We start from the raw sequence: 24,460 nt of genomic DNA, 5'->3' as shown, positions 1-24,460 counted from the left end.
TTATGGCCGGCGCTTCGTCAAGTCGTGGCGGGCGGCTTTCCGATCCGGCTGGGGCGCCGCGCTCAGCGCGCGTCGAAAACCGAAATATCCGAGTCGTGCAGCAGGCGAAGCCCCGACATCGCCTCCGAATATTCCTTCGCGCCGAAGCTCGGCCGCGGTTTTCCGAAGAAATACCCCTGCAGGCTGGTGACCCCCATCGCCTGAAGCTTGCGCGCCTGTTCGAGCGTCTCGACCCCTTCGGCGATCGTTTCGATATTGAACCGGTCCGCGATCATCACGCTGCCCTGAATGATAGCCGTCTCCTGCTTGCTCATGTTCTGAACGAAGGACTTGTCGATCTTGAGCGCGGCGATCGGCATCTCGTTGAGGCGCGAGAGCGAGGAGTAGCCGGTCCCGAAATCGTCGATGTGAACGGCGATTCCCATGTCGGAGAGCTCGTGCAGCACCCAGGCCACCACCTCGCGGTTGCGGTCTTCGAAGATGTTCTCGGTCACTTCAAGGATCAGCTTGCTCGCGGGCATCCCATGGCTGTCGAGGATACTGCGCACGCGGCTGGAGAATTTCTGGGAGACGAGCTGGCGCAGCGAGACATTCACCGCGACCGTGGGAACCGCGCGCGAAATAATCCCCGATGTCATGGCCGCGCAGGCCGTATCGAGGACGTATTCGCCTATTGCCACGATGTCGCCAGTGTCCTCGGCAATGGAGATGAACTCGTCCGGCCCAACCGGGCCGATGCTCGGGGTCGACCAGCGCAGCAGCACCTCGCAGGAATCCACCTGCGCCGCGCGAGCCGAAACGATGGGTTGGAACGCGAGCGAGAATTCGCGGTAGCTCACCGCATGTTTGAGCCGCTGCGCGATCAGGAAATTGCGCTTCTGCTCGGCAAAGAGCTCTTCGGAGAAATAGCGCGCCCCGCCCCGCCCCCGGCGCTTGATTTCGGCCATGGCAAGGTCCGCCGAACGAATCGATTCCCGCACCGCATCAGGCGAGGGCCCGGAAATCGACATGCCCGCGCTGAAGCCCACCTGAAGCTCGCGCCCGTCGATACTCATGGTGTCTTCGACCTGCGGGCGGACCGCCTCGATGAATTCGGCGCCCGCCTCGTGGCAGACCTCCTCGGGGAGCTCGATGAGCAGCACGAACTCATCGCCGCCCCACCGGCAGAGGGCCGCGTCCTTGGGCGCCGCCACGCGCAGCCGGTTGGCGACCTCCACGAGCACCCGATCCCCGACCGCGTGGTCCATCCCGTCGTTGATCTGTTTGAACCGGTCGAGATCGATGAAGACGCACAGGTACGCGTGGCCCTCCTCGACCGCGCCATAGCGGCTGTCGACCCAGTCGAGGATGCCGCGGCGGTTGTAGATGCCGGTCAGACCGTCATTTTCGGAGAGCCGCTTGAGTTCGCGCGTGCGCCGCTGGACGCGCTCTTCGAGCGAGGAATTGAGCTCCTCCAGCTTGCTGCGCTGATCGGTCAGATCGCCGATCAACGCGCTGTTTTCAAACTGAAGGCGCAGCGAGCGGCGTAGCACCTGATGATTGTTGCTGTGACTGACCAGCATCACGATGGCGAAGACGATGCCGAGTATGGCCAGCACGATATCGCGCTCCGGGCTCAGGGCGAGCTGGAGCGAGCCCTGCAGGAGCATCATGAAGATGTAGGCCCGGCCGATGGTCAGCACCGGCGCGAGAATGCCGGTCGCGCCGGCCGCGAGCGCCGAGATCACGATCAGGGCGGTGAACCGCACCGCCACGATATCGCTTTGCATGGCGATGTAGGTGAGCGCGGTCCAGAGCACCCAGCCCAGCGAGAGCCCGAGGGCATAGGTGGCGATCATCCAGCGCAGGCGTTTTGGCGAGAGCGGCTCTTCGCCGTGCAGACATCGCAGGTCGATGGCGGTCGCGATTGCCCGGATGACGGTCAAGGCCGTCAGGGCCGCGATCCAGGGCACCATCTCGGCGATCGCGCCGCCATAGCTGATGATGATGGCGATGACGCCGAGCCCGGCGATGAGGTTGACGCCGATATTGGCAAGGTTGTTCTTGTAGGCGATTTGCAAGAGCCCGATGGAGACGCGGGCGTCGATGTCTGCATCGCAGCGCTCGCGCCCGGACTGCTCCGGGGAACCGATGGCTGGGTCTTGTCCTGACACCAGGTTCTCCATGTACTTGTTACTTCAAAACAGGTGCCGAGCAGCAAAAGCGGCCAGGAAAAGTCTTACTGATAAATGGTGCTAGGGCTAAATCGTTTAAGATTGGTGAGGATTTGCCCCCTGGTGCGGCGCGGCGCGGGGCCTCTGTTCAGATCGCGTGTTTCGCACGCATGAACCGATAAATGCCGGAGCGGGCCCGGATACCCGCTCCGACAAGGATCGGCGCGCCACGCTTTCGAGGGACAATGGCACGCCGAATGAGAGCCTGGGTCAGCGGCGTTTGGCGCGGTCCTGCAGGGTCAGGGCGCCGTCGTCGTCGCGGTCCATGCGCTCAACCACGTTCCCGAGCCGTGCGTCGAGTTCTTCCGAAGAGACGCTGCCGTCGCCATCGGCATCGAAGACCTGGAAGATGTCGACCATGCGCTCGCGGGTGAAGCTGCGGTACAGATCGTCGAATTCCTCGATGTCGAGCGCCCCGTCGCCGGAGGCATCGACCGAGGCCACCTTGTCGGCGCGATAGGCATCGATGTCGGCCTGGGTGATGGATTTGTCACCGTCGGCGTCGATCTCGGCGAAGATCGCGGCGACGTTCACGCCCATCGGGCCGAACCCGCCCATGCGCGCGCCTTTCTTGCCGAAGCCACCCGGGCCACGGCGCTCGCCGCGCTCGCCCCGGTCTCCACGGTCGCCGCGCTCGCCGCGGTCATGATCGCGGGTCCTGTCATGGTCTTTGAGCATTTGAGCCTTGAAGGGCCGTTCGGGCCCGCCGTTGGATCCGTCGGCGGGCATTTCGGTGGTTTGCGGCGCCGTGTCGGTGGCGCTCTGTGCGGTGGCGATGGCCGCGCCGGAGACGCTGACAGCCGCGATGAGGAAGAGGCCGGGAATGAGGGTGCGTTTGGTCATGAGTACAATCCTTTACTTGGCGTGCCTTTTTTAGGCGTGGTGCCCGTCTGGGGCGTCGTTGCCGGGGCAGTGCTGCCCGGTGACACTCACCTAGGCGTTGTGGCCCGCGGATGTGTGTCACCGCCAGCGGGGTTTTGTCGCGCCGCGTCTCAGACCGGGCGGCTGACAAGGTTTGCGACAAACTTCTCGCGTTTCCCGGTCAGAACGGGGCTGGCGCCGGCGGGGCGGGCGGCCTTAGGTTGAGCGCCAGAGACCGCATCAGAGCCCGCAGCGCCCATGACCGAGACCCCGAGCCCCCAGATCCTCATCGTTGACGATGCGCGCGACATCCGCGAGCCGTTGGGCCAGTACCTGACCAAACAGGGGCTGCGCACCCGGCTGGCGGCCAATGCCGCCGAGGCGCGCGTGGCGCTGGAGGAGGCGGCGATCGCGCTCGTGATCCTCGATGTGATGATGCCGGGCGAAGACGGGCTGAGCCTTTGCCGCTGGTTGGTGGCGCGGGGTGGGCCGCCGGTGATCCTGCTGACGGCGATGGCCGATGAGACGGACCGCATCGTCGGGCTGGAGCTGGGGGCGGATGACTATGTGGTCAAGCCGTTCAACCCGCGTGAGCTGCTTGCGCGGGTGCGCGCCGTGCTGCGCCGGGCGCCCCAACCCGAGACCGAGGTGCCGGGCCGCATACGCGCCTTTGCCGGATGGCAGCATGACCCGGGCGCGCACAAGCTGCTCGACGCAGCGGGCCGCGAGACCCCGCTCACCACCGGCGAGAGCCGCCTGCTCACCGTCTTTCTCGACAACCCGCGCACCGTGCTCAGCCGCGCGCGCCTGCTCGACCTCACCCAGGGGCGGGACGCCAAACCCTATGACCGCGCGATCGACAACACCATCAGCCGCCTGCGCCGCAAGATCGAGGCCGACCCGCGCAGCCCGGAGCTGCTGGTGACAGAATGGGGCGGCGGCTACCTGCTGGCGGCGGATGTCTCCGAGACCGGCGCATGAGCACGCGGGGCTGGGCCTCCAGGCTGCTGCCCGACGGGCTCGCGGCGCGGTTCGCGCTGCTGCTGGTCGGCGCGCTGCTGATCGCCAACCTGATCGCGCTCGCGGCCCTGCAGAGCGAGCGCACGCGGCTTGATCGCCAGACGCTCGACCGGCTGGAAACCGAGCGGATCATCTCGCTGGTGCCGGTCATCGAGGCGCTGGACCCGTCGCTGCGCGGCGAGGTGGCGCGCGACAGCTCCACCCGCCTCGCCCGGGTCTCGATCGATGACGCGGCTCTGGTGCGCCGCCCTTCCGGCGATGCCCGCGCGCGCGCGATTGTCGAAGAGCTCTCCGCCGAATTGCCCGGCCGCCGGATCCGGGTGCGGATCATGGAACGGCCCAACGCCGAGGATCAGCGCTGGCGCGGGAATGAACGCCTGCCGCGCCGCGCCGTGGCCATCTCGATCGAGCTGACCGCAACGCGCGGGCAGGAGAGCCGCTGGCTCAACATCCTCTCCGCGGCCCCGCCCCGGCCCGCGCGCGATCTGCAACAGGAGGTCGTGTTGCTGCTGCTCGGCGCCTCGCTCGTCGCCGTGCTCGCCGTCGCGCTGCTCTTCATCCGCTACCTGACCCAGCCGCTGGCCGCGCTTGCCCGCGCCGCGCGCGCCGCCGGCCGGGGGGATCGCAGCATCCGCGTGGCCGAAACCGGCGCGCGGGAGATGCGCGCCGCGGCCGAGGCCTTCAACGACATGCAGGCCCGCATCGCCCGGTTCGACGCCGAACGGATGCGCCTCCTCGCTGCCGTGGGCCATGACCTGCGCACGCCGATCACCAGCCTGCGCCTGCGCGCCGAGCTGATCGACACGCCCGAGGCCGAGGCGATGATCCGCACGCTCGATGACATGACGATCATGGCCGAGGGGCTCGTCGCCTACGCCAGGGGCGCCGTCGAGAGCGAGGCCCCCGAGGAGATCGCGGCAAGCGCGTTCTTGCAGGAGATCGCCGCGGCGCGGGACATCCCCCTCGATCTGCGCGCCGAGGCCCGGCTCCGGGGCCGCCCCGTCGCCCTGCGCCGCGCCATCGGCAACCTGCTGGACAACGCCGCGCGCTATGCCTCGGAGGCCCGGCTCGTTCTTGAACTGGACGGCGACGAGGCGCTCCTGTCGGTCGAGGATCGCGGCCCGGGCATCCCGGAGGACCGGATGGCCGGGATGGTCGAGCCCTTCGTGCGCGGCGAGGAAAGCCGCAATCTCGACACCGGAGGCGCGGGCCTCGGCCTCGCGATCGCGCGCATGGTCGCCGAGAGCCACGGCGGCCGTCTGGAGTTGGCCAACCGCCCCGGTGGCGGCTTGCAGGCCACGCTGCGCCTCCCCACCGCCCCCCGATGATCGCGCGGCCTTGCATCCGGCGCGGAGCGGGGCGATGAAAGCCCATGGCCAAGCTCTATTTTCACTACTCGACCATGAACGCCGGCAAATCGACGGTGCTCCTGCAAGCCTCGCACAACTACCGCGAACGCGGGATGGAGACCTATCTGCTCACGGCGGACCTCGACAACCGCGCGGGCGCAGGCCAGATCGCCTCGCGCATCGGCATCGGCGCCGAGGCCGACACCTTCACCCCGGAAGACGACCTCTTCGCCCGAATCGAAAGCCAGCTTGCCGCAGGACCCGTCGCCTGTGTTTTCATCGATGAAGCGCAATTCCTGACCGAGCCACAGGTCTGGCAACTCGCCCGCGCGGTCGACGACCTCGGCGTGCCGGTCATGTGCTACGGGCTGCGCGTCGATTTCCGCGGCAAACTCTTCCCCGGCTCGGCCACCCTGCTGGCCCTCGCCGACGAAATGCGCGAAGTCCGCACGATCTGCCACTGCGGCCGCAAGGCCACCATGGTCGTCCGCATGGGTCCGGACGGCACCGTCCTCACCGAAGGCGGCCAGGTCCAGATCGGCGGTAATGAGACCTACGTCAGCCTCTGCCGACGCCACTGGCGGGAGGCGGTCGGGGATTAGGGGCTGGAGCGGTTGGGACGGTTAGGTTGGCAACAATTTTGAATAATCGTTTGAAGCATTGGCAAATGTTGTCTAATGACCGTTTTGAGACCATATTGCTTGGTGCTGAACCGCGCTTTGTCGATCTGCTATCAACAGAAAGTCAAACTTCCTCAGAAGAGTGTTTTCGTGCCTGATTGCTCATCCCTGTGGAGGCGCTGATAGAACTATCGCGTAGTCGCTCTTGTTTTTGCCGAACCGGTTCGAGCTCCGAGTGGTGACCGTCAGTTTACCTTCAGCATCCAAAAGTCCAACTACCGTTTGCTCGTCTGAGAGCGCTAGCCGCTTGGCCAAGCCTTCAGGCGACATCAATCGTTGCCGCTTTTGCAGCGCTGTGAAGGTGATGTTTGAACCTTCATTAACATTGGCAACGTCGTCCCAGTTCGAGAACCAACCTTTCAGAACCCCAGGCGAAATCAATTCATGAAACAATGATAGTGCCGCGGCGAACTCTATTGCGAACACAGAAAGGTGTGCGTCTGGGTTGTTGGAAAGGTCTGCATTTCGATCGATAAGCTCGAACGCCGCTACGTAAGCAAAAACGCATGACTCTGACGCCAGATTTGGGTGCTGGTTAATCGCTGAAATGACCGTTTCGAGCCTACGAAATTCGAGTAATTCTTCTGGCACATCGTCTGACGCATCGCTCGCCGAAGTAAGGTCCAAGAGCAGATTGTTGCCTCGACGAACCACTTCGATACCAAGCGCCTCCTGAAGTAAACCACGAAAAATCTCGGCCGCTTCTTCTTGTCCCGAGAAAGCGCTCAAGTCGGGAAACTCAACCACATCCTCAAACTCATCAGTCAGCTTGTGTAAGTACGCAAATTGCAACGAATTTCTTCGCCATGCGTTCCGCTCGATCACCTGAATAAGACTGTCGAGTTGAATTTGAATTATATCCGCGTGTGGTCCCAGTTGCTTGCGGAGGTAACCTTCTCCCTCGTTTACTATGTTGAAAATAACCGCTCGACCGCCCGTACGCCGTCCTCCGGGACACATGAAGTTGTGGAAGTCCGATTCCTTAAGAAGATCGTGGGTTCCGAGAAGGACAAGGGCATCCGCAGAACTGGCCGCACACCGCCTCCACGTTCCTGGGTCCTGTTTGTCTCCTCGAATCTTGGATATGTTTTGCCAACCTGACAAATCGATATCTTCTGCGCCGTCCTCAAGCATAAAAACCTGTCTGTCTGCCGACCGATTGAAAACATAAAAGAGCTCCTCTAGGAAACCTTCGTACTTGTCTGCATCGTTCAAGCAAACGATTACGTGACCTTCAAGTAGATCAAGGTTTTCGATGCTCCTCTGTTCAATCCTGATCCTCTCCATAATGGGCGCATAAAAGATAGCAATCATATTGGCGATCGCAGCAATAATAAGAACGGCGGCCGCTAATGCGAAAGGCTCGCTACCCTTGCCGCCGCCTAGATTATTGAAAACCTGGGAAATTATTGCCTTCCAGCCTTCGATAGGGCTCTGGCTTCTTGCGATGCTGATCACACAACCGAACAAGAAAACGATCGTCAGGATTATGAGAGTCAAGCCCAAGAGTGCTTTCACGTGTGGCAATACACTTCGCCAGAATAGGACGCGGCGTTGCTTCTCAAAAGCATATCGCACCAATTTCAGCGATCGGAACAGCCGAGCTACGCGTAGCAATCTCAAGACAGCAGCACCCTCCGGGGAGTTAACGCTGAGGACTTTCCCAAAGGGTAGGCTCGCAAAAAGATCAAAGAAAATGATGATAGTGGCGAAGTCAACCAAGATTACCAAAAGGTCGATCCCACCCCATGGCAGCATATATGCGAAGCCCTTCATCCAAAATCGCAAAACGAACTCGAAAACGAAAATCAACACTAGAAAACATGTCGCATAGGCGATCATTGATTCGTCTTCGGGAAGGATTGATAGAATTGTGCCGATCTCGTAGATCACTAGTACGACACCAAACAGGATGACGCAGATCAGCACCTTGTCCGCTGGAGGCATTTTACTTTTTCTTGTTGACGGGTAGAGCTGCCGAAGCAACCAACTGTCGCGAAAATACTCGGGTACTGGTTTTGATCGGATGGCGTCATCTCGCGCTTGAAGCCAAGCAGAAGAAGGAGGATGGAATAGCATAACTGAAGTCAATGCAGTGACTACGGCTAAAAAGCAAAGAATGAGAAGCATTGAAAAACCATTACTTCAAGAAGATGGTGCAAGAATGCACAAATGAATGCAATTTTCAACCTTCATCCGAAGCGAGTGTCGGCCGTCCTTTGCCCAAACACAACACCTTTCGTCTTTCGCCTGGAAAGCCGACCTTGGCACAACTGCAGCGAATTCACTTTTCGTCCGCCAATCAGCCTTACAATGACGCGGCGCGGGTAGACCCTTGGCCACGAGCCCATGATCTGTTCGAACTCCGGCCTGCCGCCTAAACCCGTTCCACCAACACAGACCCCACCGAATACCCTGCCCCGAAGGAGCAGATCACGCCGAGGTCGCCGGGGGCGAAGTCTTGGGAGTATTGTGAGAAGGCGATGATTGAGCCTGCGGAGGAGGTGTTGGCGTAGTCCTGCAGGATGTTGGGTTGTTCGCCCGCTTCGGGGGTGCGGCCGAGGACCTTTTTGCCGATGAAGTCGTTCATCGATTTATTGGCCTGATGCAGCCAGAGGCGGTGGATGTTGTCTGCTGAGAGGTGTTCGTCCTCGAGGTGGCTGAGGATATGGGCCGAGACGAGCGGGAGCACTTCCTTGAAGACCTTGCGGCCGTTTTGCATGAACTGCATGTCGCGCTGGTCGGGCAGGTCCTGGCCGGTGGTGCGGGTGCGGCGCAGGAAGCCGTTGTTGTTGCGGATGTTGTTGGAGAACTGCGTCGCGCAGCGGGTGGAGCGGATGCGGAAATGGGGGCCTTTCGCCTCCTCCTCGCGCTCGATCACCACCGCTGTACACACGTCGCCGAAGATGAAGTGGCAATCGCGGTCGCGCCATTCCACATGGGCCGAACAGATCTCGGGGTTCACCACGATGGCGCGGCGGGCGCTTCCGGTGCGGATCATGTCGGCGGCGGCCTGAATGCCGAAGGTCGCCGAGGAGCACGCCACGTTCATGTCGAAGGCAAAGCCGCCCGCGCCGATGAGGTCCTGAATCTCCACCGCGATGGCCGGGTAGGCGCGCTCGTGGTTGGAAGCCGCGCAGATCACCAGATCGACCTCCGCCGCCTCACGCCCCGCCGCCGCGAGCGCCAGATTGCAGGCCTTGATCGCCATCTCCGCCATGACGGATGGCTCGTCATCGGTGCGCTCAGGCAGGACGGGATGCATGATCTCGGGATCGAGCACGCCGGTCTTGTCGAGTACAAACCGCCGCTCGATGCCGCTTGCGCCGACGATGAACTCCGCGCTTGAGAGCGGCATCGCCGCGACCTCGTTGCGGGCGATGGCGCCGGCATTCGCGGCGTTCTGCCGTTCGGCATAGGCGTTGTAGGCCGTGACCAGCTCTTCGTTGGTGATGACCGCGTCCGGCGTGAAGACACCGCTGCCGGTGATGGCGGGCTGAAACATGACTAACTCCGAGAACCAGGTGCGTCGTCTTGCCCCGGACATGGCCCGGGGGTCAAGACTTGCCCTCACTGTCAGACCGGGTTCGGAAGCTCCTCACCGGTGAAAAAGGCCCGGAGATTCTCCACCGCCATCATCCCCATGTCCTCGCGCACTTCGAGCGCCGCCGTGCCGAGATGCGGCAGGAGCGTCACGTTCTCGCGCTTGATCAGGGCCTCGGGCACCTCGGGCTCGAACTCGTAGACGTCGAGCCCTGCCCCCGCGATCTGGCCTGCCTCCAGCGCGGCGACAAGCGCGGCCTCATCGACGATGTTGCCCCGCGCGATGTTGACGAAATGCGCGGTGGGTTTCATCGCCGCGAAGACATCCGCGTTGATAACGTGATGGGTCTCTGCCCCGCCCGGCAGCGCCACGACGACCACATCGGCCGCGGCCGCGACGTCGGCGATGGAGCCGAGCTGCTCGGCGGGGAACTCCACCGACTTCGGCGAGCGGTTCTGGAAGACCACCTTCATGCCGAAGCCGAAATGGGCGCGTTTGGCGATGGCCTGGCCAATGCGGCCCATGCCGATGATGCCGAGCGTCTTGCCGGACATGTGCAGGCCGAGCATCTGCGTCGGGTGCCAGCCCTCCCAGTCGCCCCGGCGCACCATCCGCTCGCCTGCGCCCGCGCGGCGGCAGGTCATGAGCATGAGCATGAGCGCGATGTCCGCGGTGGCGTCGGTCACGGCGCCGGGTGTGTTGCTGACGGCGATCCCGTGCGCGCGCGCGGCATCCACGTCGATATGGTTGTAGCCCACGCCGAAGTTGGCCAGCAGCTTGCAGCGATGGCCGCCCTCCTCGAAAATCTCCTTGCTGTAGAGATCCCCGAGCGTCGGCAGCACCCCGTCATAGAGCGCGAGCGAGGCGCGCATTTCCGCGGGCGACATCGCCGTCGTCTTCTCGCGCAGTTCCACGTCGAAGTGCTTGCGGGCCTCCGCGATCACGCGCTCGGGCAAGGGCCTTGAGATGAAAATCCGTGTCAAAACATCCGTCCTCCAATCGGTGTGTCCATATCCGGCGCGATGAGAACGACCTCCCCGTTCTCGTCCGGCACGCCCAGCACCAGTATCTCGGACATGAAGGGTCCGATCTGGCGGGGCGGAAAGTTCACGACGGCCAATACGCGGCGCCCGACGAGATCGTCGGGGCTGTAATGGACCGTAATCTGGGCCGAGCTTTTCTTCGTCCCGATCTCGGGGCCAAGGTCGACCCAGAGCTTGATCGCGGGTTTGCGCGCCTCGGGGAACGGTTCGGCGCGGAGCACCTCGCCCACCCGGATGTCGACCTTCTGAAAATCGTCGAACCCGATCTCAGCCATTCGCCAATTCCTTCGACCGCGCGGTCGCGGCCTCCACGGTCCGGGCGATGAGAGGGGCCAGGCCCGCGCCTTCGTCCATCAGGACCGCGAGCCCGGCCTGGGTCGTGCCGTTGGGGCTGGTGACATTGTCGCGCAGGGTCGCGGGGCGCTCGGCGGCGCCGGCGGCCAGCGCGCCCGCGCCCTCGACCGTGGCCTTGGCAAGCTCCAGCGCCAGGTCGGGCGCGAGCCCTTGGGCCTCCCCGGCCGCAGCCAGGCACTCGATCATGTAAAAGACATAAGCCGGGCCAGAGCCGCTCACCCCGGTCACCGCGTCGATCTGATCCTCGCGCTCCAGCCGGACGACCGAGCCCACCGCCGCGAGCAGCTCTTCGGCGAGGTCGAGATCCTGCGCGCGGGCAGCATCGTTGCCGATCATCGCCGTGACACCCTTGCCGATGGCGGCGGGCGTGTTGGGCATCGAGCGCACGATGGGCGTCTCGGAGCCGAAACTTTCCTCGAATTGGGCAATCGGCGTTCCGGCGGCGATGGAGACGAAGAGCGTGCGACCATTCCCAAGCGCCTGCAACGCCGGCAGCGCATCGCCCATCATCTGCGGCTTGACGGCGATCATCGCGATCGCGGGGTCCGCGGGCAGCGCCGCATTCACCCGCACCCCGGCCTCGGCCAGCCAATCGGCCGGCGCCGGATCGAGCACCGTGACCGCGCCTGGTGCGAGCCCGCGCTCCAGCCAGCCCTTGAGCAGCGCCGTCCCCATCCGGCCGCAACCAAGCAGCACGAGCCCCCTGCGGGAGACCTCTTCCAGTGCCATAAAGCCCCTCCAAAACAGCGGGCCGCAAGCGATTGCGGCCCGAAACTTTCGTGCGTCCTTGCGACCTTAAGCCCGGCCGTAGGCTTCCGCAATGGCAACCTGCAGCGCCTCTTTCGGGGTGCTGCCGCTCCAGGAGACAAGCTGAAACGCGGGGTAGAACCGCTCGGCATTGAGCACCGCGCCGCGGATCAGCGTCGCGATCTGATCGGGGCTGGCCATCTGGCCGCCCGAGAGCACGAGCCCGTAGCGATAGACCATCAGCTTTTGCTCCGACCACCAGGTGAAGGCCCCGCTCCAGCACTGGTCGTTGACCGCGTTCAAGAGCTCGAAGAGCACGCTTTCGGTCTCATCCGGCGGCTCCATCTCGAAGCTGCAGACCATGCGCAGCGTCTCGTCATAGCCCGACCAGGCGAGCGTGATGGAATAGGTACGCCAGCGCCCCTCGACAGCCATGGCGATCTGATCGTCGGCCACGCGGTCGAACTCCCACTCGTGATGTTCGGCGAGGGTTTCGACGATGTCGATGGGATGAAGGTCTTCTTCAAGATACTGCTCGGACAATGCCATTTGGTCACCTCTTTTTTGACTAGCGAGAGGAGCATGGCAGCGCCCCTAGCGCTCGGTGCCTACGCAAGAAGACGCGGGTCTTTCCGGTCTCCTTACCACATATGGTGGGGGCAAGGTGGAGGGGCTGTAAAGCAAAATCTTGGGGATAACCGCGATAAATTGTGGATGACTTGAAAACTTCATCAATATCGGCGAATTGACGCTAGGGGCCAGACGGCATCTGGCTCACCACGGGACCTCGTGGCCCGCCCAGTCGTAGAACCCGCCGCTTTGCGCCCGGGTTAGCCCGTCCATCACCGCCAGCAGGTTGCGCGCGGCCTCCCCCGGCGAGACCGTGGGGTGGCGGTCGGCGTAGGCGCGGGTGAATTCGGTGCGCACGGTGCCGGGGTGGAGCGCGGCGACGATGGCCTCCCGCCGGCGACGGTTGATCTCGATGGCGGCGCTGTGCAGGATCTGGTTGAGCCCGGCCTTGGCGGCGCGGTAGCCGTACCAGCCGCCCAGCCGGTTGTCCCCGATCGAGCCGACCCGGGCGGAGAGCACGGCAAAGACCGACCGGCCCTCGCGCGGCAGGAGGCGCCAGCCGTGCTTGAGCAGCAGCGCGGGGCCCACGGCATTGAGCGCGTATTGCCCCAGCAGCGTCTCCGGGTCGATCTCGTCGAGCGATTTTTCCGGGACGGCACCCGCGATCTCCAGCGCGCCGGTGGCGACGAAGATCAGCTCGAAGGGCCCATCCAGCGCAGCGAGATGCGCGCGCACCGTGGCCTCGTCCGTGAGGTCAAGCCCGTGGGTGGCGCGCGACAGGCCGGTGACCTCATCGCCCCGCGCGCGCAAGGCGGCGGCCACGGCCCCGCCGATGCCACCACTCTCACCGATGATCAGGGCGCGCGTCATGTGCGGGAGCTAGGGCGCGAAAGGCGAAAATCGAGCGCGTCGGGCGGCGGGAGGTCGCGGCTGCGGCCCTGTGCCCAAGGCAACGGCAATGAGCCGCAAGTGCGCCAGACGTGGAAATCGCCTTCATCGTCCCACCTGCTGTAGATCAGAGTCACAAAAACCCGGCGCGCCGACCCGCTGCCCGCCCGACCCCCTGTCCAATGCCTTCCCTGAGACGAGGCGCGCCAAGGGGAAAGCGGATTCGCGATCCCCCCTTTTCTTTTAACCGGAGCGCTGTATAAATCGCCGCCATGACACGGACAGACCATATCGCCCCCGCGATCCCGCGCCCCGCCGCACGGGTCCGTCCGCTTGCCCTACGCCTAAGCCGCCCTTGAGCGTGCCCCGTGGCGCGACGTGCTCGAGGGAGAACCGGTTCGCGCCAAGAGGCTTGGGAATAAAAGAGATACCGACATGACCGATACCGTGACCAAAGATCGCGTTCTGATCTTCGACACCACCCTGCGCGACGGCGAGCAAAGCCCCGGCGCGACCATGACCCATGAGGAGAAGCTGGAGATCGCCGGGCTTCTCGACGAGATGGGCGTGGACATCATCGAGGCGGGCTTTCCGATTGCCTCGGAGGGCGATTTCCGCGCCGTCTCCGAGATCGCGAAACAGGCCCGAGGCTCGACGATCTGTGGCCTTGCCCGCGCCAATCTGGCCGATATCGACCGCTGCTGGGAGGCGGTGCGCCATGCCAGGAGCCCGCGCATCCACACCTTCATCGGCACCTCGCCGCTGCACCGCGCGATCCCCAATCTGGACATGGACCAGATGGCCGAGCGCATCCACGAGACCGTGACCCACGCGCGCAACCTGTGCGACAATGTCCAGTGGTCGCCGATGGATGCGACGCGCACCGAGTGGGATTACCTCTGCCGCGTGGTGGAGATCGCGATCAAGGCGGGCGCCACGACGATCAACATCCCCGATACGGTCGGCTACACCGCGCCGCGCGAGAGCGCCGATCTCATTCGCCGGCTGATCGCGGCGGTGCCCGGCGCCGACGAGGTGGTCTTTGCCACCCACTGCCACAACGATCTCGGCATGGCGACGGCCAACGCGCTGGCCGCGGTCGAGGGCGGCGCGCGCCAGATCGAGTGCACGATCAACGGCCTTGGCGAGCGCGCGGGCAACACCGCGCTGGAGGAGGTCGTCATGGCGCTCAAGGTGCGCGGCGACATCATGCCCTACGAGACCGGGATCGAGACCAAGCGCCTGATGCATATCTCGCGCCGCGTCGCGACAGTGTCGGGCTTCCCGGTCCAGTTCAACAAGGCCATCGTCGGCAAGAACGCCTTCGCCCATGAGAGCGGCATCCATCAGGACGGGATGCTCAAAAACGCCGAGACCTTCGAGATCATGCGGCCCGAGGATGTGGGCCTGTCGGAGACCAACCTCGTCATGGGCAAGCACTCGGGGCGCGCGGCGCTCAGGGCCAAGCTCAAGGACCTCGGCTTCGAGCTGGGCGACAACCAGCTCAAGGATGTGTTCGTCCGGTTCAAGGAGCTCGCCGACCGCAAGAAGGAGGTCTATGACGAGGACCTCGTCGCGCTGGTGAGCGCCGCGCCCGAGGCCGAGGCGGACCGGCTTCAGGTCATCTCGCTCAAGGTCGTCTGCGGCACGGGCGGCCCGGCGGAAGCCACGCTGGAGATGGAAGTCGACGGCGCAGAGCACATCGCCACCGAAGAGGGCGACGGGCCGGTGGATGCGACCTTCAAGGCCGTGCGCAAGATCTTCCCCAACGCGGCCCGGCTCCAGCTCTATCAGGTGCAGGCGGTCACGGCGGGGACCGATGCGCAGGCGACTGTGAGCGTTCGGCTGGAGGAAGACGGCATGATCGCCACCGGCCAGTCGGCCAATACCGACACGGTCGTCGCCTCCGCCAAGGCCTATGTCAACGCGCTCAACCGGCTGCTGGTGCGGCGCGACAAGACCGGCCCCGGCACCGACCGGCGCGAAGTATCCTACAAGGACGTCTCCTGACCGGCGCCCGCCGCCAGCACACACCAGCGTGATTGCGCTGATTGCCGCCCGAGGAGGCCTTTCAACCTCGGCGCGCGCCACCTATAAAAGCCACGGTCCGCGCCTCTGTCCCGAGTCGCGGATCCAACGACCAATGCGTGAGGCGCTTCATGGCAATCCTGGGAAATCTTGGCGGACTGTTCTCCTCCGACATGGCAATCGACCTCGGTACGGCGAACACCCTCGTCTATGTGAAAGGGCGCGGCGTGATCCTGAGCGAGCCGTCGGTGGTCGCCTATCATGTCAAGGACGGGGTGAAAAAGGTGCTCGCCGTGGGCGAGGACGCCAAGCTGATGCTCGGCCGCACGCCGGGCTCGATTGAGGCGATCCGCCCCATGCGCGAAGGGGTCATCGCCGATTTCGACACCGCCGAGGCGATGATCAAGCACTTCATCCGCAAGGTTCACAAACGGACCACCTTTTCCAAGCCCAAGATCATCGTTTGCGTCCCCCACGGTGCGACGCCGGTGGAAAAGCGGGCGATCCGTCAATCGGTCCTTTCGGCCGGCGCGCGCCGCGCGGGGCTCATCGCCGAGCCCATCGCCGCGGCCATCGGTGCGGGCATGCCCATCACCGACCCAACCGGCAACATGGTCGTCGACATCGGCGGGGGCACGACCGAGGTCGCAGTCCTGTCGCTGGGCGATATCGTCTATGCGCGCTCGGTGCGCGTCGGCGGCGACCGGATGGACGAGGCGATCGTCTCCTATCTGCGCCGCCAGCAGAACCTCCTGATCGGCGAGGCCACGGCGGAGCGGATCAAGACCACCATCGGCACCGCGCGGATGCCCAATGACGGGCGCGGCGCGGTGATGCAGATCCGGGGGCGCGACCTTCTGAACGGGGTGCCGAAGGAGATCGAGATCAGCCAGGCCCAGGTGGCCGAGGCGCTGGCCGAACCGGTGCAGGCAATCTGCGAGGCGGTCATGACCGCGCTGGAAACCACGCCGCCGGACCTTGCCGCCGATATCGTCGACCGGGGCGTCATGCTGACCGGGGGCGGCGCGCTTCTGGGCGAGCTTGACCTTGCCCTGCGCGAAGAGACCGGCCTTGCCGTCTCCGTCGCCGACGAGAGCCTCAACTGCGTCGCGCTCGGCACCGGCAAGGCGCTGGAGTATGAAAAACAGCTCCGGCATGTGATAGACTACGACAGCTGAGACCCGTCCCAGACGAGGGAGCCGCGTGGCCAAGACAGGCACCAACAGCGAAGACTACACCCGCCCGATCCGACGGCTGCTGATCGGTATTCTCGCGCTGTGCCTGTTCGCCGTCTTTCTGGTCTGGCGCATCGACAGCCCGCGGGTGGAGCGCTTCCGCATGGCGGTGATCGACCGGGTGATCCCGGGCTTCGACTGGGCGATGGCGCCAGTCACGGCCTCGGTCAACATCCTGCGAGATTTCCAAAGCTACAGCCGCGTCTACCAGCAGAACCAGGACCTGCGCCGCGAGCTGCAACAGATGCGCGCCTGGAAGGAAGCAGCGCTGCAGCTCGAACAGGAAAACGCCAAACTGCTTGATCTCAACAACGTCCGGCTCGACCCGCGTCTGACCAAGGTCACCGGGGTGGTCATGGCCGACAGCGGCTCGCCCTTCCGCCAATCGGTGCTGCTCAACGTGGGCGCGCGCGACGGGATCCGCGACGGCTGGGCGACGATGGACGGCGCCGGGCTCGTGGGCCGCATCTCCGGCGTGGGCCAGGAGATTTCGCGCGTCATCCTCGTGACCGACAGCAACTCCCGCGTGCCGGTGACGATCCAGCCGTCGGGCCAACGCGCGATCCTACAGGGCGACAATTCCGCCGCGCCCCTCATCGAGTTTCTGGAAAACCCGGATCTGGTGCGCCCCGGCGATCAGGTCATGACCTCGGGCGATGGCGATGTCTTCCCCGACAACCTGCTAATCGGCCGGATCGCGGCTGATCCCTCGGGGCGGATGCGCACGCGCCTCGCGGCCGATCTGGAGCGGCTCGAATTCCTGCGGGTTCTGCGCAGCCTGCCGATCGCGCCGCTCACCGATCCCGGCGGGCTGATCCTGCCCGAAGGCGAGGCGGTGCGCGTAGCCCCCGATGCCGCCGATGCCGCAGCCCCGCTTGCGGAGGCTGGCGATGACTGAGGCCCCTCGCGCGAAAATCTGGGGCATGCGCGCGCTCTTTCTCGGCTGCGCCGCGCTGATCGTCTTCCTGCATCTGCTGCCGGTCTCGACCGTGCCGCGCGGCTGGGCCCCGCCGGACCTGCTGCTGGCGCTGAGCTTTGCCTGGGTGGTGCGCCGCCCCGACTACCTGCCCGCGCTGATGATCGCCGGGGTCTTCCTCATGGCCGACCTGCTCTACCAGCATCCGCCGGGCCTGCGCCCGCTGCTCATCCTGCTCGCGGCCGAATGGCTGCGCGCGCACGCGCCCGGCTTCCGCACCGCGCCCTTCTCGCAGGAATGGCTGCAATGCTCGATCCTTCTGGCCGGGATCACGCTGGCCTATCACGCGGCGCTCTCGCTCTTCTTCATCGATCGGCCCGGCGTTTCGCTCTCGCTGATCCAGACCGCGGCCACGATCCTCGCCTACCCCTTCGTCGCCGCTTTCAGCCACTACGTGCTCGGCGTGCGCAAACTGGTGCCCGGCGATGGCGCCGCGATGGGGCGGCTGTCGTGAAACGCACCGCGCGCGATACCCAACTCTCGACCCGGCGCATCTCGCGGCGGGGGCTGATCATGGGCGGCGCCCAGCTGGCCTTTGCCGGGCTACTGGGCTTCCGGATGCGCCATCTGCAGGTCGAACAGGCCGACCGGTTTCGCCTTCTGGCGGAGGAAAACCGCGTCAAGGTCCGGCTCCTGCCGCCCTCGCGCGGTCAGATCTTCGATCGGGACGGGACGCCCATCGCCGTCAACGAGCCGGCCTATCGCATCATCCTCGTGCCCGAGGACGCGGGCGATGTGGACGGGGTGATCGGCGAGCTTTCGTCGCTCATCGAGCTTGACCCCGATGACATCAACCGCGCGCTGGCCGAGATCAAGAAAAGCCGCCCCTTCCTGCCGGTGACCATCGCGGACCGGGTGAGTTGGGAGGAGGTGAGCCGGATCGCGGTCAACACCCCTGCCCTGCCCGGCATCACCCCCGAGGTCGGCCTCTCGCGCCGCTATCTGATGGGTGAGGATTTCGCCCACGTGGTCGGCTATGTCGGCCCGGTGAGCCCGCGCGATCTTGCAAAATACGAAGAGCCCGACCCGGTGCTCCAGATCCCGCGGTTCCAGATCGGCAAGGTGGGCGTCGAGGCCAAGCTCGAGGACACGCTGCGCGGCGAGGCCGGCGCGAAACATGTCGAGGTCAATGCCATCGGCCGCGTCATGCGCGAGCTCGACCGGCGCGAGGGCACGCCGGGCAACAACATCCAGCTGACCATCGACCACAAGCTCCAGTCCTTCGTCCAGAGCCGGCTCGGGACGGAAAGCGCCTCGGCCGTTGTGCTCGATTGCCAGACCGGCGATCTGCTGGCCATCGCCTCGGCGCCGAGCTTCGATCCCAACCTCTTCGTGCGCGGCATCAGCGTCGCCGATTACGCCCAGCTGCGCGACAACGACCACCGCCCCCTCGCCTCCAAGGCCGTGCAGGACGCCTACCCGCCGGGCTCGACCTTCAAGATGGTGACCGCGCTCGCCGCGCTGGAGGCGGGCATCGCCGGGCCCAACGACACGGTCTATTGCCCCGGGCACATGGAGGTCAGCGGGCGGCGGTTCCACTGCTGGAAACGCGGCGGGCACGGGACGATGGACCTCAACACCTCGCTGCGCGAAAGCTGCGACGTCTACTTCTACGATCTCGCGCTCCGGGTCGGGATCGAGCGGATCGCCGAGGTCGGGCGCAAGCTCGGGCTCGGCGCGCGCAGCGGCGTGCCGATGTCGGCCGAGACCTCGGGCCTCATGCCCGACAAGGAATGGAAGCGTATCAACCGGGGTCAGGAGTGGGTCATCGGCGACACGGTGAACGCCTCCATCGGTCAGGGGCTCATCCTCACCTCGCCCTTGCAACTCGCGGTCATGACCGCGCGGCTCGCGACGGGGCGCTCGGTCACCCCGCGGCTGATCTCGCGGCTCGACGGTGTGCCCCAGCCCGATGGCGCGGGTGAAGATCTGGGCCTCTCGCAGGACAACTTGCGCCACATCCGCCGGGGCATGTTCGCAGTCTCGAACCACCGCCGCGGCACCGCCTACCGCTCGCGCATCATCGCCGAGGAGATGCGCATGGCCGGCAAGACCGGCACCGCGCAGGTCCGCAGCCAGGTGGTCCGCAACGAGGACGTGCCGTGGGAGCAGCGCGACCACGCGCTCTTTGTCAACTTCGCGCCGTTCGATGCCCCGCGCATCGCGGTTTCGGTGGTGGTGGAACACGGCGGCGGCGGCTCCACCGCGGCCGCCCCGATCGCGCGCGACATCACACTGCAGGCACTCTATGGCGAGGCGCCGCCGCTCTCGGCCTATCCCGCGGGCGACCGCGAGCGCATCGAGCAGATGCAGGAGGAGCTGCGCCGCAAACGCCCCGGCATCGCGCCCACCGCGAGGGACCGCGCGTGAGCTATCTGGAGTACAACCTCAAGTCGACGCCCACGGGCCTGTCGAAGCTGCTCTATCTCAACTGGGCGCTGATCCTGCTGATCGCGGCTGTGAGCGGCGTGGGGTTCCTCATGCTCTACTCCGTCGCGGGCGGCAGCTTCTCGCCCTGGGCCGAGCCCCAGATGAAGCGGTTCGTGCTGGGGCTATTCGTGATGATCTTCGTCGCGATGGTCCCGATCTGGTTCTGGCGCAACATGGCCACGGTGGCCTTCACCGGCTCGCTCCTGCTGCTGCTTGCGGTGATGTTCATCGGCGACAGCGGCGGCGGCGCGCAGCGTTGGATCGATCTCGGCTTCATGCGGCTCCAGCCTTCGGAGCTGGCCAAGATCACGCTGGTGATGCTGCTGGCGGCCTATTACGACTGGCTCCCGGTCGACAAGGTGTCGCGCCCGCTGTGGATCGTGATCCCGGTGATCATCATCGCCCTGCCGACCCTGCTCGTCTTCGAACAGCCCGACCTCGGGACCGCGCTGCTGCTGATGATCGCGGGCGGCGGGATCATGTTCTTCGCGGGTGTCCACTGGGGGTATTTCGCCGTGGTGATCGCCGCGGGCGTCGGCGCGGTCACGGCCGTTCTGCAATCGCGCGGCACAAGCTGGCAACTCATCAAGGACTACCAGTTCGACCGGATCGACACTTTCCTCGACCCCGGCAAGAACCCGCTCGGCACCGGCTATCACATCACCCAGTCCAAAATCGCGCTCGGCTCCGGCGGCTGGACCGGCCGCGGCTACATGCAGGGCACGCAATCGCGGCTCAACTTCCTGCCCGAAAAACACACCGATTTCATCTTCACCACGCTGGCCGAGGAGTTCGGCTTCATCGGCGGCATGTCGCTGCTGCTGCTTTACGTGCTGATCGTGGGCTTTTGCGTGGCGAGCGCCCTGCGCAATGCCGACCGCTTCGCCTCGCTGCTGACACTTGGCATCGCGCTGACCTTCTTCCTCTTCTTCGCCGTCAACATGTCGATGGTCATGGGGCTCGCCCCGGTGGTGGGGGTGCCGCTCCCGCTGGTGAGTTATGGCGGCTCGGCGATGCTGGTGTTGATGGGGGCTTTCGGGCTCGTCCAGAGCGCGCATGTTCACAGACCAAGGACCCCGTCATGACCAACGTACTTTTCGCCGCCGAGACGAAACTCTGGCCGGTCTATGCGCCCCTCCTGCGCGCGGCATTTGCCGAGACGGGGCTGGGCGGGATCACCCTCGAAACCGACCTGCCGCCTGAAGAGGTGGATTACATCGTCTACAGCCCGGGCTCGACCCTGCAGGATTTCACGCCCTATACCCGCTGCAAGGCGGTGCTGAACCTCTGGGCCGGGGTGGAGAACGTCACCCGGAATGCCACGCTGACCCAGCCGCTCGCGCGCATGGTCGATCCGGGCATGGAGCAGGCGATGGTGGAATGGGTCACGGGCCACACCCTGCGCCACCACATCGGCATGGACCGCTATATCCACGGGCTGGGTGGCGCGTGGTCGCGGATCATCCCCCCGCTCGCGCCCGACCGCCCGGTGACGGTGCTCGGCCTTGGCGCTCTCGGGTCGGCCTGCGCGCGCGCCCTCGCCGGGCTGCACTTCCCGGTACGCGGCTGGAGCCGGTCACCCAAGGATATTCCGGGTGTCACCTGTTTTTCGGGGGAGGACGGCCTCAAGGCCGCGCTCGAGGGGGCGCAGATCGTCTCCCTCTTGCTGCCCTCAACGCCCGGCACGCGGCACATCATGACCGACGAGACCTTCGCGCTGCTGGCCAAGGGGGCGGTCTTGCTGAACTCGGGGCGCGGGGCGCTGGTGGATGACGAGGCCCTGCTGCGCGCGCTCGACAGCGGGCAGGTCTCGCACGCCACGCTCGATGTGTTCCACGTCGAGCCGCTGCCCGAAGAGCATCCGTTCTGGTCCCACCCCGGCGTGACCGTGACCCCGCATATCTCGTCGGAGACGCGCCCGCCCACCGCGAGCCGGGTGATCGCCGAGAATGTGCGCCGCGGGGAGGCGGAAGAGCCCTTCCTCCATCTGGTGGACCGCGCCGCGGGCTACTGAGCTCAGATCAGCCGGGGCGGCTTGTCCGGATCCATCCCCGGCGCAGTCGGGCCGTCGGGAACATCGACGGGCGGCGGGGTCATGTCGAAGCTGTGGCCCACCGCGCGAATGTCCGGCAGGCGCGGATCGTCCGACGCGAGAAAGCCCACATCGAGCAGCTCGCCCTCCATCCCCGAAAAGACCGACGCCTCGTTGATCGCGCCCGAGAGCGCCTCTTCCGCGCCCTGCGCCGGGCCTGCGATCATCAGGCAATGGGCCCGCCGGCCCGAGCGGTAGACCGCATCGACCAGCCAGGCCCCCGCCGCCAGCCGCGCCGCCGCCGCCAGCCGCGCGGCCAGTGAGGCCATCAACGCCTCCGGCACGGTCTCGGGCCGCTCGAAGGCCGCGATCTCTTCGACCACCGCGCCGGGCCGGGCGGCGAGCTGATCGGTCAGCCAGCTCAGCACATCGGGCGGCAACAGGATCTGGCTCGGCGCGACACCGAGGTTGAGCCCGAGCCCCAGCCCCTGCCCCGCAAGAAGGCCGATGATCGCCCGCCCCGGCAGCGCCGCATAGGGCACCACCTCGCCGGAAAACTCCGCCAGCCGCTCCTCGCTGTCGAAGACCACCACCACATCGCCATCGCTCAACCCGAAGACCTGCGGCGTGATCCGCTCGCCCGCCGGCTCCTCTTCGAGCAGCAGCAACAGCTCGCTGTCGGCGATCGCCTCATAGAGCTTGAGCCGCGCCGCGCCGTCCTCCGGGGCGGCCTCCATCGCGGCGAATGCGTGGTCAATCGGTGTCTCAGTCATGCAGTATCTCCGCGACCCGCTGCCGAAGCGCGGGCAAGATGTCGGTCTCGAACCAGGGGTTGCGCCGCAGCCAGCCGGTGTTCCGCCAGGAGGGATGCGGCACGGCGATGCGCGCGGGCCAATGCGCCCGCCAGCCCTTCACCGTGTCGGTCACGCTGGTCTTCACCCCGAGGTGGTAGCGATGGGCATAGCCGCCCACAAGCACCGATAGCCCCAGGTGGGGCAGGCTCCGCATTACCCGGTCGTGCCATGTCTGGCGGCAGATCGCCGGCGGCGGCAAGTCGCTGCCCTTGGCGTCATAGCCGGGAAAGCAGAACCCCATCGGGACGATGGCGATGCGGGCGGTGTCGTAGAATGTCTCGCGGTCCACCCCGAGCCAGTCGCGCAAGCGCTCCCCCGAGGCATCGTCGAAGGGGCGGCCCGAGGCATGGACCCGCGCGCCCGGCGCCTGGCCCGCGATGAGAATCCGCGCGGTGCTGCGGAACCAGACGACGGGCCGGGGGGCATGGGCCGTGGCCGTCGCGGCAAAGCGCGGCGCGCAGAGGCGGCAGGCGGAAATCTCCTGTCGCAAGCCCGCGCTGCTGTCAGCCCCGGGGGCCAATCGCGCCCATCCGGTCGCCGACCTGCCCGCGATGGAGCAGCAGGTGATCGAGCAACACGCAGGCCACCATCGCCTCGCCCACCGGCACCGCGCGGATGCCGACGCAGGGATCGTGCCGGCCCTTGGTGACGATGTCGGTCTCTGCGCCCGATTTGGTAATGGTCCGGCGCGGGGTGAGGATCGAGGAGGTCGGCTTGACGGCAAAGCGCAGCACGATCTCCTGCCCCGTCGAGATGCCGCCCAGGACGCCGCCCGACTGGTTGGAGCTGTACTCCGGCCCATTCGGCCCCATGCGGATCTCGTCGGCGTTTTCAGTCCCGGTGAGTTCCGCCGCGGCCATGCCAGCGCCGATCTCGACGCCCTTGACCGCGTTGATCGACATCGCCGCGGCCGCAAGATCGGTGTCGAGTTTGCCATAAACCGGCGCGCCGAGGCCGGGCGGGACATTGCGCGCCACCACCTCGATCACCGCGCCAACCGAATTGCCGGATTTGCGCAAGCCATCGAGGCTCTCGGCCCAACGTGCGGCCGCGGCCGCATCGGGGCACCAGAAGGGATTGCGCTCGATCTCGGCCTCATCCACCGCGCCGCGGTCGATCCGATCCGCGCCCATCTGGACCATGTAGCCGCGGATCTCGATCCCCGGCACCAGCTCGGCCAGCGCCGCGCGCGCCAGCCCGCCTGCGGCCACCCGCGCCGCCGTCTCCCGCGCCGAGGAGCGCCCGCCGCCGCGATAGTCGCGGATGCCGTATTTCTGCCAATAGGTGATGTCGGCGTGGCCGGGGCGGAATTTCTCGGCGATCTCGCCGTAATCCTTGGAGCGCTGATCGGTGTTCTCGATCATCAGCTGGATCGTCGCGCCGGTGGTTTTCCCCTCGAAGACCCCCGACAGGATCCGGACCTGATCGGGCTCGCGCCGCTGGGTGGTGTATTTGCTGGTGCCCGGTTTGCGCCGGTCGAGCCAATGCTGAAGCATCGCTTCATCCACCGCTACTTGCGGCGGGCAGCCATCCACTGTCGCCCCGAGCGCGGGCCCGTGGCTCTCGCCCCAGGTGGTGACGCGAAAGAGATGGCCGAATGTGTTGATGCTCATGGGGGCGGGCCTTGCTGCGGGTG

Annotated in this window: 22 protein-coding genes; 10 read left to right on the top strand and 12 right to left on the bottom strand. The window is 65.7% G+C overall.

Annotated elements, in window-relative coordinates:
* Positions 1 to 62 precede the first annotated feature (62 nt).
* Positions 63 to 2,165, bottom strand: coding sequence for a putative bifunctional diguanylate cyclase/phosphodiesterase (locus BM353_RS10040; RefSeq protein ID WP_092080227.1), 2,103 nt, complete (start codon positions 2,163 to 2,165; stop codon positions 63 to 65).
* Between the two features lie 258 nt (positions 2,166 to 2,423).
* Positions 2,424 to 3,056 (bottom strand): EF-hand domain-containing protein, encoded by a 633-nt coding sequence (locus BM353_RS10035; RefSeq protein WP_092080224.1) that lies wholly within the window; start codon positions 3,054 to 3,056, stop codon positions 2,424 to 2,426.
* Positions 3,057 to 3,332: 276 nt separating this feature from the next.
* Here BM353_RS10035 and BM353_RS10030 point away from each other — a divergent pair, with 276 nt between their 5' ends.
* The 3 genes from BM353_RS10030 to BM353_RS10020 are packed head-to-tail and all read left to right on the top strand — an operon-like array spanning position 3,333 to position 6,045.
* Positions 3,333 to 4,055, top strand: coding sequence for a response regulator (locus BM353_RS10030; protein ID WP_092080221.1), 723 nt, complete (start codon positions 3,333 to 3,335; stop codon positions 4,053 to 4,055).
* Positions 4,052 to 5,422 (top strand): ATP-binding protein, encoded by a 1,371-nt coding sequence (locus tag BM353_RS10025; protein WP_092080218.1) that lies wholly within the window; start codon positions 4,052 to 4,054, stop codon positions 5,420 to 5,422. The genes BM353_RS10030 and BM353_RS10025 overlap by 4 nt, the downstream gene beginning before the upstream one ends.
* 44 nt (positions 5,423 to 5,466) lie before the next feature.
* A complete protein-coding gene (locus BM353_RS10020) occupies positions 5,467 to 6,045 on the top strand; it encodes a thymidine kinase (protein WP_092080215.1) in 579 nt (192 codons plus the stop codon).
* 180 nt (positions 6,046 to 6,225) lie between these two features.
* Here the strand turns inward: BM353_RS10020 and BM353_RS10015 are convergent, their stop codons facing one another.
* The 7 genes from BM353_RS10015 to BM353_RS09985 form a co-directional block, all read right to left on the bottom strand.
* Complete coding sequence (locus tag BM353_RS10015; protein ID WP_143104146.1) at positions 6,226 to 8,253, bottom strand: ion transporter; 2,028 nt, start codon at positions 8,251 to 8,253, stop codon at positions 6,226 to 6,228.
* 247 nt (positions 8,254 to 8,500) lie between these two features.
* On the bottom strand, positions 8,501 to 9,628 hold the full coding sequence (locus BM353_RS10010; RefSeq protein WP_092080208.1) for a beta-ketoacyl-ACP synthase III: 1,128 nt from the start codon (positions 9,626 to 9,628) through the stop codon (positions 8,501 to 8,503).
* A 71-nt stretch (positions 9,629 to 9,699) separates the two neighbouring features.
* Complete coding sequence (locus BM353_RS10005) at positions 9,700 to 10,650, bottom strand: 2-hydroxyacid dehydrogenase (RefSeq protein WP_092080205.1); 951 nt, start codon at positions 10,648 to 10,650, stop codon at positions 9,700 to 9,702.
* Positions 10,647 to 10,985 carry a tRNA-binding protein gene (locus tag BM353_RS10000; protein WP_092080202.1) on the bottom strand — a complete coding sequence of 113 codons (339 nt, stop codon included), beginning with the start codon at positions 10,983 to 10,985 and terminating at the stop codon, positions 10,647 to 10,649. The genes BM353_RS10005 and BM353_RS10000 overlap by 4 nt, the downstream gene beginning before the upstream one ends.
* Positions 10,978 to 11,793: a pyrroline-5-carboxylate reductase gene (gene proC / locus BM353_RS09995; RefSeq protein ID WP_092080200.1), complete on the bottom strand. Its 816-nt coding sequence runs from the start codon at positions 11,791 to 11,793 to the stop codon at positions 10,978 to 10,980. Before proC ends, BM353_RS10000 begins: the two co-directional genes overlap by 8 nt.
* 66 nt (positions 11,794 to 11,859) lie before the next feature.
* On the bottom strand, positions 11,860 to 12,360 hold the full coding sequence (locus BM353_RS09990) for a type III secretion system chaperone family protein (protein WP_092080197.1): 501 nt from the start codon (positions 12,358 to 12,360) through the stop codon (positions 11,860 to 11,862).
* A gap of 225 nt (positions 12,361 to 12,585) precedes the next feature.
* Positions 12,586 to 13,251: an SDR family NAD(P)-dependent oxidoreductase gene (locus BM353_RS09985; protein WP_092080194.1), complete on the bottom strand. Its 666-nt coding sequence runs from the start codon at positions 13,249 to 13,251 to the stop codon at positions 12,586 to 12,588.
* Between the two features lie 453 nt (positions 13,252 to 13,704).
* Here BM353_RS09985 and BM353_RS09980 point away from each other — a divergent pair, with 453 nt between their 5' ends.
* From BM353_RS09980 to BM353_RS09950, 7 genes are all read left to right on the top strand, one after another.
* Positions 13,705 to 15,279, top strand: coding sequence for a 2-isopropylmalate synthase (locus BM353_RS09980; RefSeq protein WP_092080192.1), 1,575 nt, complete (start codon positions 13,705 to 13,707; stop codon positions 15,277 to 15,279).
* 149 nt (positions 15,280 to 15,428) lie between these two features.
* Entirely contained in the window at positions 15,429 to 16,475 is a 1,047-nt protein-coding gene (locus BM353_RS09975; protein WP_092080189.1) for a rod shape-determining protein, read from the top strand.
* A 25-nt stretch (positions 16,476 to 16,500) separates the two neighbouring features.
* The gene (gene mreC, locus BM353_RS09970) at positions 16,501 to 17,430 is read left to right on the top strand and encodes a rod shape-determining protein MreC (RefSeq protein ID WP_092080186.1); all 930 of its coding nucleotides are present in this window, start codon (positions 16,501 to 16,503) and stop codon (positions 17,428 to 17,430) included.
* Positions 17,423 to 17,962, top strand: coding sequence for a rod shape-determining protein MreD (locus BM353_RS09965; RefSeq protein ID WP_143104145.1), 540 nt, complete (start codon positions 17,423 to 17,425; stop codon positions 17,960 to 17,962). Before mreC ends, BM353_RS09965 begins: the two co-directional genes overlap by 8 nt.
* Complete coding sequence (gene mrdA, locus BM353_RS09960) at positions 17,959 to 19,878, top strand: penicillin-binding protein 2 (protein ID WP_092080180.1); 1,920 nt, start codon at positions 17,959 to 17,961, stop codon at positions 19,876 to 19,878. The genes BM353_RS09965 and mrdA overlap by 4 nt, the downstream gene beginning before the upstream one ends.
* The gene (rodA, locus tag BM353_RS09955; RefSeq protein ID WP_092080177.1) at positions 19,875 to 21,023 is read left to right on the top strand and encodes a rod shape-determining protein RodA; all 1,149 of its coding nucleotides are present in this window, start codon (positions 19,875 to 19,877) and stop codon (positions 21,021 to 21,023) included. Before mrdA ends, rodA begins: the two co-directional genes overlap by 4 nt.
* A complete protein-coding gene (locus tag BM353_RS09950) occupies positions 21,020 to 21,952 on the top strand; it encodes a 2-hydroxyacid dehydrogenase (RefSeq protein ID WP_092080174.1) in 933 nt (310 codons plus the stop codon). Before rodA ends, BM353_RS09950 begins: the two co-directional genes overlap by 4 nt.
* 2 nt (positions 21,953 to 21,954) lie before the next feature.
* Here BM353_RS09950 and BM353_RS09945 read toward each other — a convergent pair whose 3' ends face one another.
* From BM353_RS09945 to aroC, 3 genes are read right to left on the bottom strand one after another with little or no spacing between them, the layout of a single operon-like run.
* On the bottom strand, positions 21,955 to 22,743 hold the full coding sequence (locus BM353_RS09945) for an SseB family protein (RefSeq protein ID WP_092080172.1): 789 nt from the start codon (positions 22,741 to 22,743) through the stop codon (positions 21,955 to 21,957).
* Positions 22,736 to 23,344 (bottom strand): uracil-DNA glycosylase family protein, encoded by a 609-nt coding sequence (locus tag BM353_RS09940; RefSeq protein ID WP_092080170.1) that lies wholly within the window; start codon positions 23,342 to 23,344, stop codon positions 22,736 to 22,738. The genes BM353_RS09945 and BM353_RS09940 overlap by 8 nt, the downstream gene beginning before the upstream one ends.
* The gene (gene aroC, locus BM353_RS09935) at positions 23,328 to 24,437 is read right to left on the bottom strand and encodes a chorismate synthase (RefSeq protein ID WP_092080167.1); all 1,110 of its coding nucleotides are present in this window, start codon (positions 24,435 to 24,437) and stop codon (positions 23,328 to 23,330) included. Before aroC ends, BM353_RS09940 begins: the two co-directional genes overlap by 17 nt.
* Positions 24,438 to 24,460 lie beyond the last annotated feature (23 nt).

Source organism: Poseidonocella sedimentorum, from assembly GCF_900116005.1.
Taxonomy (GTDB): domain Bacteria; phylum Pseudomonadota; class Alphaproteobacteria; order Rhodobacterales; family Rhodobacteraceae; genus Poseidonocella; species Poseidonocella sedimentorum.
This window is presented reverse-complemented; position numbering and strand designations above follow the sequence as displayed.

Excerpts from the sequence above, each read along its gene's own strand:
- BM353_RS10040 (WP_092080227.1), bottom strand. The coding sequence starts at position 2,165 with ATGGAGAACCTGGTGTCAGGACAAGACCCAGCCATCGGTTCCCCGGAG.
- BM353_RS10035 (WP_092080224.1), bottom strand. The coding sequence starts at position 3,056 with ATGACCAAACGCACCCTCATTCCCGGCCTCTTCCTCATCGCGGCTGTC.
- BM353_RS10030 (WP_092080221.1), top strand. The coding sequence starts at position 3,333 with ATGACCGAGACCCCGAGCCCCCAGATCCTCATCGTTGACGATGCGCGC.
- BM353_RS10025 (WP_092080218.1), top strand. The coding sequence starts at position 4,052 with ATGAGCACGCGGGGCTGGGCCTCCAGGCTGCTGCCCGACGGGCTCGCG.
- BM353_RS10020 (WP_092080215.1), top strand. The coding sequence starts at position 5,467 with ATGGCCAAGCTCTATTTTCACTACTCGACCATGAACGCCGGCAAATCG.
- BM353_RS10015 (WP_143104146.1), bottom strand. The coding sequence starts at position 8,253 with ATGCTTCTCATTCTTTGCTTTTTAGCCGTAGTCACTGCATTGACTTCA.
- BM353_RS10010 (WP_092080208.1), bottom strand. The coding sequence starts at position 9,628 with ATGTTTCAGCCCGCCATCACCGGCAGCGGTGTCTTCACGCCGGACGCG.
- BM353_RS10000 (WP_092080202.1), bottom strand. The coding sequence starts at position 10,985 with ATGGCTGAGATCGGGTTCGACGATTTTCAGAAGGTCGACATCCGGGTG.
- proC (WP_092080200.1), bottom strand. The coding sequence starts at position 11,793 with ATGGCACTGGAAGAGGTCTCCCGCAGGGGGCTCGTGCTGCTTGGTTGC.
- BM353_RS09990 (WP_092080197.1), bottom strand. The coding sequence starts at position 12,360 with ATGGCATTGTCCGAGCAGTATCTTGAAGAAGACCTTCATCCCATCGAC.
- BM353_RS09985 (WP_092080194.1), bottom strand. The coding sequence starts at position 13,251 with ATGACGCGCGCCCTGATCATCGGTGAGAGTGGTGGCATCGGCGGGGCC.
- BM353_RS09980 (WP_092080192.1), top strand. The coding sequence starts at position 13,705 with ATGACCGATACCGTGACCAAAGATCGCGTTCTGATCTTCGACACCACC.
- BM353_RS09975 (WP_092080189.1), top strand. The coding sequence starts at position 15,429 with ATGGCAATCCTGGGAAATCTTGGCGGACTGTTCTCCTCCGACATGGCA.
- BM353_RS09965 (WP_143104145.1), top strand. The coding sequence starts at position 17,423 with ATGACTGAGGCCCCTCGCGCGAAAATCTGGGGCATGCGCGCGCTCTTT.
- BM353_RS09950 (WP_092080174.1), top strand. The coding sequence starts at position 21,020 with ATGACCAACGTACTTTTCGCCGCCGAGACGAAACTCTGGCCGGTCTAT.
- BM353_RS09945 (WP_092080172.1), bottom strand. The coding sequence starts at position 22,743 with ATGACTGAGACACCGATTGACCACGCATTCGCCGCGATGGAGGCCGCC.
- aroC (WP_092080167.1), bottom strand. The coding sequence starts at position 24,437 with ATGAGCATCAACACATTCGGCCATCTCTTTCGCGTCACCACCTGGGGC.